This is a genomic window from Paraburkholderia caffeinilytica, from assembly GCF_046030355.1.
In the GTDB taxonomy this organism is placed as follows: domain Bacteria; phylum Pseudomonadota; class Gammaproteobacteria; order Burkholderiales; family Burkholderiaceae; genus Paraburkholderia; species Paraburkholderia caffeinilytica_B.
In genome coordinates this window covers 239,072-254,046 of the sequence record NZ_JAQQCQ010000001.1, presented here as the reverse complement: position 1 = coordinate 254,046, position 14,975 = coordinate 239,072, and the positions used below count along the sequence as shown (strand labels likewise).

Here is a 14,975-nt window from a genome sequence, read left to right as displayed (position 1 = left end):
TATCAGAGGCAATCGGACGCTTCTTGTTACTTCCTGTCTATACGCCCAGCAGGTCGTGCAGTACCGGCATCTTGCTTTCGAGCTCACCGGCCCCGAAGTGCTCCACGATCGCTCCGTGCTCCATGACGTAGAAGCGATCGGCGAGTGGCGCGGCAAAACGGAAATTCTGCTCGACCATCACGACTGTGTAGCCGCGCGCCTTGAGCGTCATGATCATGCGGGCGAGCGCTTGCACGATGACCGGCGCAAGGCCTTCCGAGATTTCGTCGAGCAATAGCAAACTCGCGCCGGTGCGCAGAATGCGCGCGACGGCCAGCATCTGCTGCTCGCCACCCGAAAGCCGCGTGCCCTGGCTCATCCGGCGTTCCTGCAGATTCGGAAACATCGAATAGATTTCTTCGAGCGACATCATGTGCGCCTTGTCGCCTACAGCCGGCGGCAACAGCAGGTTTTCCTCACACGAGAGGCTCGAAAAAATCCCACGCTCCTCCGGGCAGTAACCGATGCCGCAATGCGCGATGCGATGCGTGGGCAGGCTGATGGTTTCGCGTCCGCTGATGCGGATCGAACCGGTGCGCCGGCCGGTCAGCCCCATGATCGCGCGCAATGTGGTGGTGCGCCCCGCGCCGTTACGGCCCAGCAGCGTGACGACTTCGCCGCGGTTCACCGTCAGATCGACGCCATGCAGGATATGGGACTCCCCGTACCATGCCTGCAAACCCGTGATCTCCAGCGCGGGGGCACCGTCAGCCGTTCCGCTCACTTCGAGGCTTTCGCGCTCGGCAATCGTATTCATGCGTGGGCTCCGGCGAGCGCCGCGTCTGCGCTGCCCATATAGGCCTGCATCACGAGCGGATTCTTCGACACTTCGGCGTAGCTGCCTTCCGCAAGCACTTCGCCGCGTTGCAGGACGGTGATGGTGTCGGAGATGCCGGCGATCACGTTCATGTTGTGTTCGACCATCAGGATGGTGCGGCCGCTCGATACTTTCTTGATCAAGGCGGTGACGCGATCGACGTCTTCATGGCCCATGCCTTGCGTCGGTTCGTCGAGCAGCATCAACTCGGGCTCCATCGCGAGCGTGGTGGCGATTTCCAGCGCGCGCTTGCGGCCGTAGGACAGTTCTACCGTGAGCACGTCGGCGAAGTCGGTCAATCCGACCTGGGTGAGCAGATCCATCGCCCGATCGTCGAGCTGACGCAGCGTGCGTTCGCTCTTCCAGAAATGAAATGCGGTGCCGAGCACGCGCTGCAAACCGATGCGCACGTTCTGCAATGCAGTCAGATGCGGAAATACGGCAGAGATCTGGAACGAACGGATGATGCCGCGCCGGGCGATTTGCGCCGGGCGTTCACGGGTGATGTCGATTCCGTTGAACACGATCTGGCCCGCGGTCGGTTCAAGGAATTTGGTAAGCAGGTTGAAGCAGGTGGTCTTGCCTGCCCCATTGGGACCGATCAGCGCATGGATCGAGCCACGGCGCACGCGCAGGTTCACCCCGTTCACGGCGATGAAGCCTTTGAACTCGCGGGTGAGGCCGCGCGTTTCGAGAATCGTATCGCCGAGAATCATGTTCCCTTCCATACGGAGTAAGGCGAAGCACTACGATCTTCCGCGCAAACGGCTGCGCGACTTTTTTATGACGGCGGCACCCCGTGCGCGCTCGTTGGCGTGCTGCACCAATCCGGAGGGTAATCCATGGGCGGCACGCAGCATGGCTGCCATTGTCGCGCCAATGATGCAGCGCATTCATTGGGATTTGCACTTAGTGGATGACGACTGTTTGAAGCAGGATCGAGGTGCGCACAGCGGCCCCGGTCCTGCTGTCACACAGTGTGTCACACGGCCGAGACGGACGGCGCAGGCCTCGTCTCAACCGGGATACTGCCGGCCAGCCGTGCGCGCCGGTCTTCGCGGATCATGTCGCTGGCGCGTTCGGCGATCATCAGCGTCGGCGAATTGGTGTTGCCCGAGGTGATGGACGGCATGATTGATGCATCGACCACCCGCAAACCGTCAATACCGATAACTCGTAGGCGGTTATCGACGACCGCGCCAGGATCGCCGGCGACGCCCATCCGGCAGGTGCCTACCGGATGAAAGATGGTAGTGCCGACTGCGCCCGCGGCCTGCTGAAGTTCTTCTTCGGTCTGGTACTGGATACCCGGCAAAATCTCTTGCGGACGATAGGGCGCGAGCGCAGGCGCCGCGGCGATGCGGCGCGTGAGGCGCAACGCGTTGGCAGCGACGTGCCGGTCGTAATCAGTGGACAGGTAGTTGGGCGCGATCAGCGGCGGCGCCGAAGCATCGGCCGATCCGATGTGAATGCTGCCGCGCGACGTCGGGCGCAACTGGCACACGGAGGCGGTGAACGCATTGAAGCGATGCAACGGCTCGCCGAAGCGATCGAGCGAGAGCGGCTGCACGTGATACTCGAGGTCGGGGCGCGTGAGGGTGCGATCGTCCGGATCGGATTTGGCGAACGCGCCGAGTTGCGATGGCGACATCGACATCGGCCCACTTTGAAACAATGCGTACTGCATGCCGATCATGAGCTTGCCCCACCAATGAGCGGAGGCGGTGTTGAGCGTGCGCACGCCGTCGACTTTATAGGCCATGCGCAATTGCAGATGGTCCTGCAGATTCTCGCCGACGCCGCGCAGATCCTTCACGACCTCGATGCCCAGGTTCTGGAGACGCGCGCCATTGCCGATGCCGGAGAGTTCGAGCAATTGCGGCGAGTTGACCGCGCCGGCGCTGAGGATCACTTCGCAACGGGCTTTGGCGAGGTAGTCGGTGTTGTCGCCGCGATATTCGACACCGGTGCAGCGGCGTCCTTCGAACACGAGGCGCTGTGTGTGCGCACCCGTGATGACGGTGAGATTCGGGCGCCTGAGCGCCGGACGCAAGAATGCTTTCGACGCATTCCAGCGGATGCCGCGTTTCTGATTGACGTCGAAGTAGCCGACGCCGGTGTTGTCGCCGCGATTGAAGTCGTCGGTGGCGGGTATGCCGGTTTGTTGCGCGGCTTGTGAGAATTCTTCGAGGATCTTCCATTTCAGGCGCTGCTTTTCGACGCGCCATGGGCCGCCCGCGCCATGCGACTCGGAGGCGCCGGCGTGGTGGTCTTCGCTGCGTTTGAAGATGGGGAGGACGGCGTCCCAGGACCACGAGGCGTCGTTGGTGACGCGGGCCCATTCATCGTAATCCTCGCGCTGGCCGCGCATGTAGATCATGCCGTTGATCGATGAACTGCCGCCCAGGACTCTGCCTCGCGGGTATGAGAGGGAGCGGCCGTTCAGGCCGGGTTCTGATTGGGTTTTGTAGAGCCAATCTGTGCGGGGATTGCCGATGCAGTAGAGGTAGCCTACTGGGACGTGGATCCAGTGGTAGTCGTCTTTGCCGCCGGCTTCTAATAGGAGGACTTGGGTTTCTGGGTCTTCCGATAGGCGGTTGGCGAGGACGCAGCCTGCTGTGCCGGCGCCGATTATTATGTAGTCGAATTCGCCTTCCAGGCGGGGGGTTTTTGCTGGTGGGGTTTGCTGGTTGCTCATTGTTCAGTCTCCTAAGCTTTTTTGCCTGCGGCGCTTGGTGATTGGTTGCCTGCGGGGCGTTCGTTTTTCTGTGCTCTTGGGGTGTTGGGGTTTCTTGATTTGCTAGTGGTCTATTAGTGTGGCCCCTGTGCGGGGCGGCACTTACTTTCTTTGCCGCCGCAAAGAAAGATAAGCAAAGAAAGCGGCTTACACCGCCAGCTCATAAGCGGGGCCCTCGCACAGTCGCGGTAGTGGTGCATCTGGAATCTGTGTTCTCGCACATTCGGCGTTAGTGACAAGGGCGTCATTCTTCCGGCGGCGCTGCGCGCGCCGACGAGCACTTCTAAAACCTCTCGCTACGTTTCGTGCGGCGCCGTCGGTCGAAGTTGCAGATCACCGTCCCAACTCGAAACTATTTTGCTACCGGCATGGTGAACTCTGCACCCTTTCCGATGCTGTCGGGCCATCTTTGCATGATGCTCTTGTAGCGCGTGTAAAACCGTACGCCCTCCTCTCCATAGGCATGGTGATCGCCAAACAGAGACTTCTTCCAGCCACCAAAAGAATGCCATGCCATTGGCACCGGAATGGGTACGTTAATGCCTACCATCCCGATCTGGATTTGTCGCGAAAATGCTCGGGCTACGCCACCGTCGGAAGTAAATAGTGACACCCCGTTCGCAAACTCGTTGGCGTTGATGAGCTCAACGGCAGACGCAAAATCCGCGACCCGCACCACGCATAACACCGGACCGAAAATCTCCTCGCGGTAAATCTTCATGTCGGGCGACACATCATCGAATAATGTGCCGCCAAGAAAGAATCCCTTTTCATGGCCGGCCACCTGATGGCCGCGTCCATCGACAATCAGCTTCGCACCAGCGGCAATGCCCGCATCGATGTAACCCGACACTTTTTCTCGGTGCGCCGCCGTCACGAGCGGCCCCATCTCGGCTTCGGGTTCCATGCCGTTCAGAATCTTCAGGCTCTTCACTCGCGGAGTCAGTCGCTCAATCAGGTCGTCGGCAATGTGGCCCACCGCTACCGCCACCGAAATCGCCATGCAGCGCTCGCCCGCCGAGCCATATGCAGCGCCAATCAATGCATCGACGGCCTGATCGAGATCCGCGTCTGGCATCACCACGAGGTGATTCTTGGCGCCGCCCAAAGCTTGCACGCGCTTGCCGTGTTTCGTGCCTTCCGTATAGATGTATTCGGCAATCGGCGTGGACCCGACAAACGACAAAGCACTCACCTCGGGATGCACAAGCAGTGCATCCACCGCGACTTTGTCGCCATGCACGACGTTGAATACGCCGTCGGGCAAACCGGCTTCCTTGAACAATTCAGCAAGGCGGTTCGATGCCGACGGGTCACGTTCCGACGGCTTCAGCACGAACGTGTTGCCGCATGCGATCGCCACCGGAAACATCCAGCACGGCACCATCATCGGGAAATTGAACGGCGTAATGCCGGCGACCACGCCCAGCGGTTGACGCAGATTCCAGTTGTCGATGCCGCCGCCAATCTGGTCGGTGAAGTCGGTCTTCAGCAGATTCGGAATGCCACACGCGAACTCGACGATCTCGATGCCGCGCATCACTTCGCCCTTGGCATCCGAAAACACCTTGCCGTGCTCACGCGTGATCAACTCCGCCAGCTCGTCATGGTGACGGTCGAGCAATTCCTTGAACTTGAATAGCACACGCGCCCGCTTGATCGGCGCGGTTTCACTCCACGCAGGAAACGCAGCCGCGGCGGCAGCGACCGCCGCATCCACTTCAGCAACGCTCGCCAGCGGCACGCGTGCACTCACGCTGCCCAGCGCGGGATTAAAGACGTCGCCGAAGCGACCGCTCGTGCCGTCGACCGGCTTGCCGTTGATGAAATGGGTCAGCGCTTGTGCGCTCGTCTCGCTCCGGACTGTTTCGTCCTGATATGTCTCGCTCATTTTTTTCCTCTTCCTAAGAATGTGTTCCGCCCGCGGCAATGGCGTGATGAACGCAAGCGTACGGCGCTTCGAGGCGACAAATCCAATGAGTAATGCTCAACTGCGCTATAAGCCGAGCTAATATCAGGATATGGATCTAACTCTACTCCGGGCGTTCGTCACTGTCGCACGCGAGGGCAACCTCACGCGTGCCGCGGTGCAGCTTCACCTGACTCAACCTGCCGTCAGCCTGCAAATCAAACATTTGCAGGAGACGCTCGGCGTGACGCTGTTCACGCGGACCTCGCACGGGCTTTCGCTGACACGCGACGGGCAGGCCCTGCTGCCGCACGCCGAACGCGCGCTGGGCGCCGCGAGCGACGTGCAGCGCGCGGCGGCATCGCTGCGCCACGAAGTGCGCGGCCGATTGCGGATCGGCACGATTCTCGATCCGGCCTTTCTGCGCCTCGGCGGCTTTCTCAGGCAACTGGTGGAAACCTGGCCGCGCATCGAAACGGCCTTGCGCCACGGCATGTCGGGCTGGGTGCTGGAGCAGATTCGCGCGGGTGAGCTGGATGTGGGTTACTACATCGGCCTTCCATCCGATGACGATGCCCGCGATGGCGCCACCTTTCACGCCGTCACGCTGACACACTTCCAGTACCGCGTGCTGGCCCCGGCGGGCTGGAAAGATCGCGTGAAGGGTGCGCGCGACTGGCGTTCGCTCGCGGCGCTGCCGTGGATCTGGACGCCGCCCGCGTCCGCACACAACAGATTGTTGTCGCGCTGCTTTGACGAGGCCGGCGTCAAACCGGTCAAGGTGGCGGAAGTGGATCAGGAGCCGTCGATGCTCGATCTGGTCAAATCAGGCGTCGGTCTGACGCTCGCGCGCGATGCCACGGCGATCGCCGAAGCGCATGCGCACGCGTTGACCATTGTCGAAGGCGTCACTGTGGCGACCCAGCTCAGCTTCATTACGCTCGCAGAGCGGAAGGACGAACCGGCAATTGCAGCGGCGCTGAAGCTGATCGAGCAGCAATGGGCGACTTGAAGACGGCATGAACGTACGCGTGAAGCCAGCCTGAGGGCAGCACGAGGGCGATATGAGCCGCTCTCATGACAGCCGCGCACCATGCAACCTATTGTCATCTCGCCACCTGCCATCACCGGCCGCTTTCCATTAATGGCGCGAGCAGAACACCCTCGCCAGCGCCCCATCACAATTCTCCGCGAAGGCCGCATTGGCGGGTTCCGTCATCTGAAACCACACCGTCACGCACTTTTTGTTAGATTGAGGGTTCGCGCTCACGCGCCGGCCCCGCATCGTTTTCATTCCGTCTGACTTTGTCCTTCCCGGCAGCTTCGCCCCGGCAACACCGGAAGCTGCTGACCACGCCATCCTTCGACAGGAGCCTGACATGGCACGCAACATTGAAATCAAAGCCCGCGCCCAGCATTTCGAGCAACTGCGCGAACGCGCCGCGAAACTTGCGCCGGACGCACCGCTGATCTTCCGCCAGCAGGATTTTTTCTACGACGTGCCGCGTGGCCGCCTGAAGCTGCGCCAGTTCGACGACGGCACGCCGGCCGAGCTGATCTTCTATCAGCGCGACGACCGCGACGGGCCAAAGGCGTCGTATTACACGCGCAGCCCCGTGACCAACCCTGAAGCCATGCACGCGCTGCTCGCCACGGCGCTGACCACGCGTGGCATCGTCACGAAGGAGCGTCACGTTTATCTGACGGGCCGTACGCGAATCCATCTGGACCGCGTCGATGGTCTCGGCGACTTCGTCGAACTGGAAGTGCTACTGGCTCAGGACGACGACGAAGAAGGCGGCCACGCCGAAGCGCATGCGATGTTCCAGACTCTCGGCGTGCCGGAATCGGATCTGGTGGCGGTGGCTTATGTCGATTTGTTGAGCCCGGACAGCGAGCCGAAGCAGGCTGCGTAAGGCTTGAGCATCACGGGTCGCGGCGACGTCGATCCCGGAACCGTGCCCCCAAAGACCGCAAACATTTCAAGGCCCGGGAAACCGCCACATCACGTGGCGGCCGCTCCCGGCGACAGGTGGCCGAGCGGCAACGGCCCATTGCGCTTGAATGTGGTCAGCACGATATTGGACCGCACGCTGTCAACGCCCGGTACGCGCATCAACTTCTTCATCACGAACGTCGACAGATAGTTCAGATCGGGCGCAACGATGCGCAGCAGATAATCGGCGTCACCGACCACCGCATGACATTCGAGCACTTCCGGTAGCACGTCGATCTGTTGCTGGAATTGCTCGATGATCGAGTCGCCGTGATGCTTCAGCTTCAGACTCGTAAAGGCCGTCACGCCGAGCCCGAGTTTTTCAGGGCGCAGCACGACACGATAGCCGTCCACCACACCCATTTGCTCCAGACGCTGCAAGCGCCGCCCAATCTGCGACGGTGACAGCGGCACTTGCTCAGCCAATTGCTGATGCGTGGCCCGGCCGAAGCGCTGAAGCACGTCCAGCAGCGCGAGATCGAAGTGATCGAGTTCCAACATGATCGTTATCCGCATTAAACCAGTTATTCATGCACGATTATTGCATATCATCATGCCATAGCGCCATCATTGCGCCCTTTCCGCACGCCTGCCGCTCTACACTTGCATCACCGTTTCAACCTGCAGTCACCGTAGAGTACGCAGCAACATGTCCACCGCCAACACCGCCAAACTCAAAGAGCAATTCGACGCCGGCCTCGAAACCCGCGCCGATTTCACCATCGACCAGCCGACCGAACGATATGGCGCAGTCGATCACGCTGTATGGCAGCAGCTTTATGCACGCCAGACCGCACTGCTCAAGGGCCGGGTGTGCGACGAGTTTCTGGCCGGCGTCGACTGTATCGGCATGCCGTCCGACCGCGTGCCCTCTTTCGACGACATCAACGCCAAGCTGACGCCCGCGACGGGCTGGCAAATCGTCGCCGTGCCCGGACTCGTGCCCGACCAGGTGTTCTTCGAGCATCTGGCGAACCGCCGTTTTCCTGTGACATGGTGGATGCGCCGCCCCGACCAGCTCGATTATCTGCAGGAACCGGACTGCTTTCACGATCTGTTCGGCCACGTGCCGCTGCTGATCAATCCGGTGTTTGCGGACTACATGCACGCGTACGGCCGCGCGGCGCTTGCCGCCAATGATGCCGGCGCTCTGCCGCTGCTCGCGCGGCTCTATTGGTACACCGTCGAGTTCGGCCTGATCCGCGACGCGGCGAGTCCGAACGGCGTGAAGATATACGGCGCGGGCATCGTGTCGAGCAAAGGCGAAACGATCTACAGCCAGCAAAGCGCGGCGCCGAACCGGCTCGGTTTCGACCTCGAACGCGTGATGCGCACGCGCTACCGCATCGACACGTTCCAGAAAACCTACTTCGTGATCGACGACTTCGCGCAATTGTTCGGCGTTGCGCAAACCGACTTCGCGCCACTGCTGGCGAAGCTGACCGCGGAGCCGGCGTTCGCGGCAGGCGACGTGCTCGAGCAAGATCGCGTCATCACGCGCGGCTCGCGGGAAGGCTGGCAAGTCGACGGCGATATCTGACAACACAACCTGAGCCGGCCGCAGCAAGCTAAGGGCATCCGTGAAAAAATAGCGGATGGGCACGCCTGCCGGCGCGCCGGTTCAGATCAACGAGGTAGCACCATGATCAACAAACTGACTTCCGAAGAACGCGCCACGCAGGTCGCCGAATTGCACGGCTGGCAAGCCGTGGCGGGCCGCGACGCGATCCAGCGCCACTTCCAGTTCGCGGACTTCAACGAGGCATTTGGCTTCATGACGCGCGTGGCGATCAAGGCGCAGGAGATGGATCACCACCCGGAATGGTTCAACGTGTACAACAAGGTGGAGATCACTCTGTCCACGCACGAGGCCAATGGTTTGACTGAACGGGACATCAAATTGGCCCGATTCATCGACAGTATTACTGCGTAATACAAGCGATCAGGTGCCTTGATGCACCCTGCATCGAAGGATTTGATGGTAATGAAAGGGCATTGCAGGCAATCTGGCGCTCAAACCTTCAGTTCTACAGGCTATTATTAAGGCGCACGTAAGAATCCCACGCAAGCCTCGCAATCGCGTCCAAACGATCCGGTGATAGCGTCTGCTGACGCTGTACAATCATCAGCGCATACGGCTTGGAGAGCGCGCTTGCCTCCTTGCACAGAACGAGTTCGTCGCCGCTCGAAGGTGAGCGGGCGCGCCAGAAGTTGATCGCGGCTTCCAGTTCGTGAATCGTTATCTCGGACATGACTTCGTGATCGCTCGGTGGCTGCTTTCGGGCTACTTCATGGCTGCTCGTTAGCTGTTTCGTGGCCGCCAGGTGCCAGTTAGGCACGGCCACGCGGCACGCTGCCTGTGCAGCAGGCGCCCCGGCGAACCGCTTGCCCAAACGCCTAAAACCATTGTACTTGAGCGAAATCCATGCGACTCCTTCTGATCGAAGATGACCGCCCCATCGCACGCGGCATCCAAAGTAGTCTCGAACAAGCCGGCTTCACCGTCGACATGGTCCATGACGGCATTTTCGCCGAACAGGCCCTCACCCAAAACCGCCACGAACTGGTGATCCTCGATCTGGGCCTGCCCGGTATCGACGGCATGACGCTGCTCGCACGCTTCCGTCAGAGCAATCGCCACACGCCGGTGATCATCCTCACCGCGCGCGACGAGTTGAACGACCGCGTGCAAGGCCTGAATTCCGGCGCGGACGACTACATGCTGAAGCCGTTCGAACCCACCGAACTCGAAGCGCGCATCCGCGCCGTGATGCGCCGCAGCGGCCCGCATGGCGACATGCCGCGTCCGGAAGTGTCGCTGGGCGGTGTACGTCTGTCGGGCGTCGATCGCCGCATTTTCAACGACGACAAGCCGCTCGAGCTGTCGCCGCGTGAATTCGCAGTGCTCGAAATGCTGCTGCTGCGCCATGGCCGTGTGGTCAGCAAGGCCCAGCTGCAAGACCATCTGACGCACTTCGGCGGCGATCTCGGCGATACCGCGATCGAAGTCTATGTGCACCGGGTGCGTAAAAAGCTCGAAAACTGCCGTGTCGAAATCGTCACGGTACGCGGCTTCGGTTACCTGTTGCAGGAAATCCGCCAGGCCGCATAATCGTCGCAAGGGCCGCTATTGCTATCGCGGCCTGACAGCGCCGGGCCGGCGCCGCGCATTCGCTGCGCAATTCGCCGGCATCCGGCGAATTTTCACGATGCCGCGGTGATTACGCCGTTGCCTCTTTCCCGCGCGTTCGATCATGCCCCAGCCGGCCGCCAATAGTCTGCGCCGCACGCTGCTGCGGCGCCTCGCTGCTCCCCTTTCGCTGCTCGCCCTGATGAGCGGCCTGATCGCTTACTGGCTGGCGTGGCAATACACGCAGCATGTGGTCGACCGTTCGCTCGCCGATCTCGCCACCGCGATCTCCAAACAGATCCAGATAGCCGGCCCTGATGCCAAGGTGACGGTGCCGCCGCTCGCGCAGGCCATGTTCTCCGATCCGGTCGAACAACTCGTCTATCGGATCAGCAACGGTGAAACCGAAATCGCCGGCGACCACAACCTGCCGCTGCAAGGCACCAGCGTGCGGCGCATGCATTACGCGTACGTTTTCGAAACACAGCACCAGGGTGTGACGGTGCGCGTGGCTCAGGTACGCGTCGATCAACCCGTCGGCAATCCTATCGTCGTCGAAGTGGGTCAGCCGGTGCATCACCGGTTTCAGATCGCCGCCGAGTTTCTGGTCGCGATCATGATGCCGCTGCTGTTGCTGCTGCTGGCGGGCTGGGTCATCGTGTGGCGCGTCGTCAATCAGCAACTCAATCCGTTGACCGATCTCGCGGATTCGCTGAACCGGCAGACCCACACGTCGCTCGAACCGGTGGACGAGACCTATGTTCCGGTTGAGATCCGGCCGCTCACCGGCGCATTGAACGCGCTGCTCGATCGTCTGAAAACCGCCCTCGACGGTCAGCGCAAATTTATCGCCGACGCCGCACATCAGTTGCGCACGCCGCTCACCGCCGTCAAGTTGCATGCAGAACAGGCCGCGGTCGCACGTGACCCGCATCAAACGCTCACCGCGGTCCGCGAGCTGCGCGCAGCAGCCGACCGTGCCGTGCGGTTGTCGAACCAGTTGCTTTCGCTTGCGCGCGCGGAGCCGGGCGAACAGGCGGCACGTTTCGTCAACGTGGATATGGCGGCACTCGCTTTCGATACGGGTGCGGAATGGGTGCCGCGCGCGTTGACTTTCCACGTCGACCTCGGCTTCCAGCGCCTCGACGACCCTGGCAACGATCGCCCGCTGATGGCGCGCGGCAATCCGGTGTTATTGCACGAAGTGATCGCCAATCTGCTGGATAACGCGCTCAAGTATGTGCCGCCTTCGCGCTTCGATGGCGGCCGCATCACCGTGACGGTGTCGCAAACCGTGATCGACGATCTGCATATGGCCGAGATCGTCGTGGAAGACAATGGGCCGGGCGTGCCGCCCACGCAGCAAGCCGATCTGTTCAAGCGGTTCTTCCGCGGCGACGGTCAGAGCGACGCCGGTGTGGACAGCGGCGCCGGTCTCGGTCTCGCGATCGTTCACGACATCATGGTGCTGCATCACGGCAGCGTCCACTACGAAGACGCGCCGGAAGGCGGTGCGCGCTTTATCGTGCGGATTCCGCTAATACCGCTCAGCGTTCAGCACGATACCGATTCCGAGACGCGGCGCCCGGCAAAAAAATCGGCGCACTCGGCGCCGATCGATATGTGACCCTGCAGGGGTTCTTTGCACTGCCACGGGCTGCCTTGAGTTCACTTGCATTCAACTCAGGCAGCCCGCGTTTCATTTCTTCTTCGCTTTTTTCGCGGACGTCTTCGCCTTCTTCACCGTCTTGTCGGACCTGGCAGCGCCCTTCTCCTTCTCCGGCGGCGCCAGCATCGTGCCGCGGCACTTGCGCGCGCCGCAGCGGCATTCGTATTCCTTCTTGAGCTTCTTGGTCTGGCGCGCGTCGATAACGAGGCCGTAGTCGTAAAAGACTTCCTCACCTTCGGCGATGTCGCGCAGCGCGGTCACGTACACGTGACCGTCGATCTCTTCAGCTTCGCAGTTCGGCGCGCACGAATGGTTGATCCAGCGCGCGCTGTTGCCGTCCACTTTGCCGTCGATCACCTTGCCGCTATCGAGCGCGAAGTAGAACGTGTGATTCGGTTCGTCCGGATTATGCGGATGACGACGCAACGCTTCTTTCCAGGAGATCCGCTCACCCTTGTATTCGATCAGCCGTTCGCCGGCCGCAATCGGCTCGATGGCAAACACGCCTTTGCCGTGCACACCCGAACGGCGCACGGCGATCCTGCGTGAACTCATTGAATGAATCCTTGTGAAGAACTAGGGGTGAAGATCCGGCAGCCGCCAGAAATGCCCGCGTCTAGCGCGCTGCTTTTTCCGACGCGGATAGCAAACGCGGCGCCTTGCGAGCGCCGCGTCGACCTGCGACGCTCATGCGCCACATCCGGCATCCTACACGCTCAAGACGGCTTCGTTCAACCGTCAATAAGACGTGCGCGCAGAAGGCGCGTTGGCAGCTTCACCGTTGTCCGAACGAAATGTCGCCGAACAGGGCTTTTTGCTCGCGCGGTTGCGAACGCCAGTACTGCGGCGGCGCTTCGACCGTCGCGCCGAGTTGCGCGGCGGCATGCCACGGCCAACGCGGGTTGTACAGCAACGCGCGGGCCAGCGCGATCAGATCAGCGTCGCCTTCTTCGATGAGTTGTTCGGCATGCAGCGGATCTGTAATCAGGCCCACGCCGATGGTCGTGAGGCCGGTGGCCTGTTTGACCGCCTTCGCGAAAGGAATCTGATAGCCCGGCTCGAGCGGAATCTTCTGCAACGGCGAGACACCGCCGGACGACACGTCGATCCAGTCGCAGCCGCGCTTTTTCAACTCCTGCGCGAACGCGATCGTATCCTCGAGCGTCCAGCCGCCGTCGACCCAGTCGGTAGCCGAAACGCGCACGCCAACCGGTTTGTCGGCGGGAAACGCGGCGCGCACGATGTCGAAAATCTCGAGCGGAAAGCGCATGCGGTTTTCGAGCGAACCGCCGTAGTCGTCGCTGCGTTGATTGGCGATCGGCGACAGAAACTGATGCAGTAGATAGCCATGTGCCGCGTGCACTTCCAGAGCGTCGATGCCAAGGCGCGCGGCGCGGCGGGCGGAAGCCGCGAACGCTTCACGAATCCGGTTCAGTGCGGGGGTGTCGAGTGCGAGCGGCGGTTCTTCACCGGCCTTGTGCGGCAACGCCGACGGCGCATGCGGTAGCCAGCCGCCTTGCGACACCGGAATCAGTTGGCCGCCTTCCCACGGCACATGGCTCGACGCCTTGCGCCCGGCATGCGCCAACTGCATCGCGACGCGAATCGGCGAATGCTTGCGGATGGCGGCCAAAACCGGCTCCAGGGCGGCTTCGGTGGCGGCGTCCCACAGTCCGAGATCGCCGGGCGTGATGCGGCCATCCGGCTCGACAGAGGTCGCCTCGATGCACAGCATGCCGGCGCCGGATAACGCGAGACTGCCGAGATGGATCATGTGCCATGCTGTCGCCTCGCCACGTTCGGCGGAATACTGGCACATCGGGGAGACGACGATACGATTGGGAAGCGTCACGCTACGCAGCGTGAGCGGGGAAAAAAGCGCGCTCATGGATTACGCCCAGTAGAAACCCGAGAGCGAACGAGCATAGCACCGCATGTGATTGTCTGCAGGCGCGCAGATCAGGGTTTTGGTTCGACCTGATCGAGCCACTCGCTGAACATCCGGCGTGCGGCGGCTTCCAGCGCCGGGCCGAACTGCGCGGTCTCCGCCCGCAACTGCCGCGCATCGATACCGTGGCCGGCAATCTCGCCGGCATTGCCAATCAACCAAGGCTCGAACCGGTCAGCGCGAATCTCCGGATGACATTGCAGACCGAGCACGTGACCGCCCCAGGCGAACGCCTGGTTTTCGCAGGCAAGCGTCGAGGCAAGACGTGTGGCGTTGTCGGGCAGATCGAAGGTGTCGCCGTGCCAATGCAGCATCGACGTGTGTGCGCCGTCAAGATGCCGCACCGGTGAAGCACGGCCCGCATCGGTGAGCGTAAGCGGGGTCCAGCCGATTTCGGTATGGCCTGCGGGATAGACGCGCGCGCCGAGTGCACGCGCGATCAATTGCGCGCCGAGGCAGATGCCGAGCGTCGGCAAACCGGCGGCGATGCGCTTCTCGATCATGGACAGCAATGGGACGAGCGTCGGATAAAGCGCGTCGTCGGTTGCACTGATTGGGCCGCCGAGTATGACCATGAGCGACGCGGCGACGGGGTCCGGCGCTTCAATACGGGCAAAGCCGACATCGAGATAGCGCACAGGGCGACCTCGTTCGCCGAGCTCCAGCTCAAGACTGCCCAGATCCTCGAAGTGCACATGGCGAATGGCCAGAACTTCGCGATTCATCAGCC

15 protein-coding genes are annotated in these 14,975 nt (G+C 61.7%); 6 read left to right on the top strand and 9 right to left on the bottom strand.

The features are described 5' to 3' along the window. Positions 1 to 37: 37 nt before the first annotated feature. From PQQ95_RS01105 to PQQ95_RS01090, 4 genes are all read right to left on the bottom strand, one after another. On the bottom strand, positions 38 to 796 hold the full coding sequence (locus PQQ95_RS01105) for an ABC transporter ATP-binding protein (protein WP_408433880.1): 759 nt from the start codon (positions 794 to 796) through the stop codon (positions 38 to 40). Next, on the bottom strand, positions 793 to 1,572 hold the full coding sequence (locus tag PQQ95_RS01100; protein WP_408433877.1) for an ABC transporter ATP-binding protein: 780 nt from the start codon (positions 1,570 to 1,572) through the stop codon (positions 793 to 795). The genes PQQ95_RS01105 and PQQ95_RS01100 overlap by 4 nt, the downstream gene beginning before the upstream one ends. Before the next feature lie 266 nt (positions 1,573 to 1,838). After that, positions 1,839 to 3,554: a GMC family oxidoreductase gene (locus PQQ95_RS01095; protein ID WP_408433874.1), complete on the bottom strand. Its 1,716-nt coding sequence runs from the start codon at positions 3,552 to 3,554 to the stop codon at positions 1,839 to 1,841. Positions 3,555 to 3,945: 391 nt separating this feature from the next. Further along, complete coding sequence (locus tag PQQ95_RS01090; protein ID WP_408433871.1) at positions 3,946 to 5,484, bottom strand: CoA-acylating methylmalonate-semialdehyde dehydrogenase; 1,539 nt, start codon at positions 5,482 to 5,484, stop codon at positions 3,946 to 3,948. A gap of 130 nt (positions 5,485 to 5,614) precedes the next feature. Between PQQ95_RS01090 and PQQ95_RS01085 the strand changes: the two genes are divergently transcribed. Continuing rightward, positions 5,615 to 6,514: a LysR family transcriptional regulator gene (locus tag PQQ95_RS01085; RefSeq protein ID WP_408433868.1), complete on the top strand. Its 900-nt coding sequence runs from the start codon at positions 5,615 to 5,617 to the stop codon at positions 6,512 to 6,514. Positions 6,515 to 6,881: 367 nt separating this feature from the next. Continuing rightward, positions 6,882 to 7,418, top strand: coding sequence for a class IV adenylate cyclase (locus tag PQQ95_RS01080; RefSeq protein WP_169485637.1), 537 nt, complete (start codon positions 6,882 to 6,884; stop codon positions 7,416 to 7,418). 89 nt (positions 7,419 to 7,507) lie between these two features. Here the strand turns inward: PQQ95_RS01080 and PQQ95_RS01075 are convergent, their stop codons facing one another. Continuing rightward, on the bottom strand, positions 7,508 to 7,999 hold the full coding sequence (locus tag PQQ95_RS01075) for an Lrp/AsnC family transcriptional regulator (protein WP_408433864.1): 492 nt from the start codon (positions 7,997 to 7,999) through the stop codon (positions 7,508 to 7,510). Between the two features lie 148 nt (positions 8,000 to 8,147). On the opposite strand from PQQ95_RS01075, the gene phhA reads away from it, so the two are divergent. Further along, entirely contained in the window at positions 8,148 to 9,038 is an 891-nt protein-coding gene (phhA, locus tag PQQ95_RS01070; protein ID WP_408433861.1) for a phenylalanine 4-monooxygenase, read from the top strand. Positions 9,039 to 9,086: 48 nt separating this feature from the next. Then, the gene (locus tag PQQ95_RS01065) at positions 9,087 to 9,431 is read left to right on the top strand and encodes a 4a-hydroxytetrahydrobiopterin dehydratase (RefSeq protein ID WP_408434536.1); all 345 of its coding nucleotides are present in this window, start codon (positions 9,087 to 9,089) and stop codon (positions 9,429 to 9,431) included. A 94-nt stretch (positions 9,432 to 9,525) separates the two neighbouring features. On the opposite strand, the gene PQQ95_RS01060 is transcribed toward PQQ95_RS01065, so the two are convergent. Further along, positions 9,526 to 9,750 (bottom strand): DUF3717 domain-containing protein, encoded by a 225-nt coding sequence (locus PQQ95_RS01060; RefSeq protein ID WP_408433858.1) that lies wholly within the window; start codon positions 9,748 to 9,750, stop codon positions 9,526 to 9,528. 173 nt (positions 9,751 to 9,923) lie between these two features. Here PQQ95_RS01060 and PQQ95_RS01055 point away from each other — a divergent pair, with 173 nt between their 5' ends. Both PQQ95_RS01055 and PQQ95_RS01050 read left to right on the top strand, forming a co-directional pair. Beyond that, the gene (locus PQQ95_RS01055) at positions 9,924 to 10,610 is read left to right on the top strand and encodes a response regulator transcription factor (protein ID WP_028197606.1); all 687 of its coding nucleotides are present in this window, start codon (positions 9,924 to 9,926) and stop codon (positions 10,608 to 10,610) included. Between the two features lie 142 nt (positions 10,611 to 10,752). After that, complete coding sequence (locus PQQ95_RS01050; protein ID WP_408433855.1) at positions 10,753 to 12,255, top strand: ATP-binding protein; 1,503 nt, start codon at positions 10,753 to 10,755, stop codon at positions 12,253 to 12,255. 72 nt (positions 12,256 to 12,327) lie between these two features. Here the strand turns inward: PQQ95_RS01050 and PQQ95_RS01045 are convergent, their stop codons facing one another. The 3 genes from PQQ95_RS01045 to PQQ95_RS01035 all read right to left on the bottom strand — a co-directional run bounded on the left by PQQ95_RS01045 (position 12,328) and on the right by PQQ95_RS01035 (position 14,970). Beyond that, entirely contained in the window at positions 12,328 to 12,852 is a 525-nt protein-coding gene (locus PQQ95_RS01045; RefSeq protein WP_408433852.1) for an SET domain-containing protein, read from the bottom strand. Positions 12,853 to 13,072: 220 nt separating this feature from the next. Then, entirely contained in the window at positions 13,073 to 14,185 is a 1,113-nt protein-coding gene (locus tag PQQ95_RS01040; RefSeq protein WP_408433849.1) for an NADH:flavin oxidoreductase/NADH oxidase, read from the bottom strand. A 71-nt stretch (positions 14,186 to 14,256) separates the two neighbouring features. Beyond that, positions 14,257 to 14,970: a glutamine amidotransferase gene (locus PQQ95_RS01035; protein WP_408433846.1), complete on the bottom strand. Its 714-nt coding sequence runs from the start codon at positions 14,968 to 14,970 to the stop codon at positions 14,257 to 14,259. Between the last annotated feature and the right edge of the window lie 5 nt (positions 14,971 to 14,975).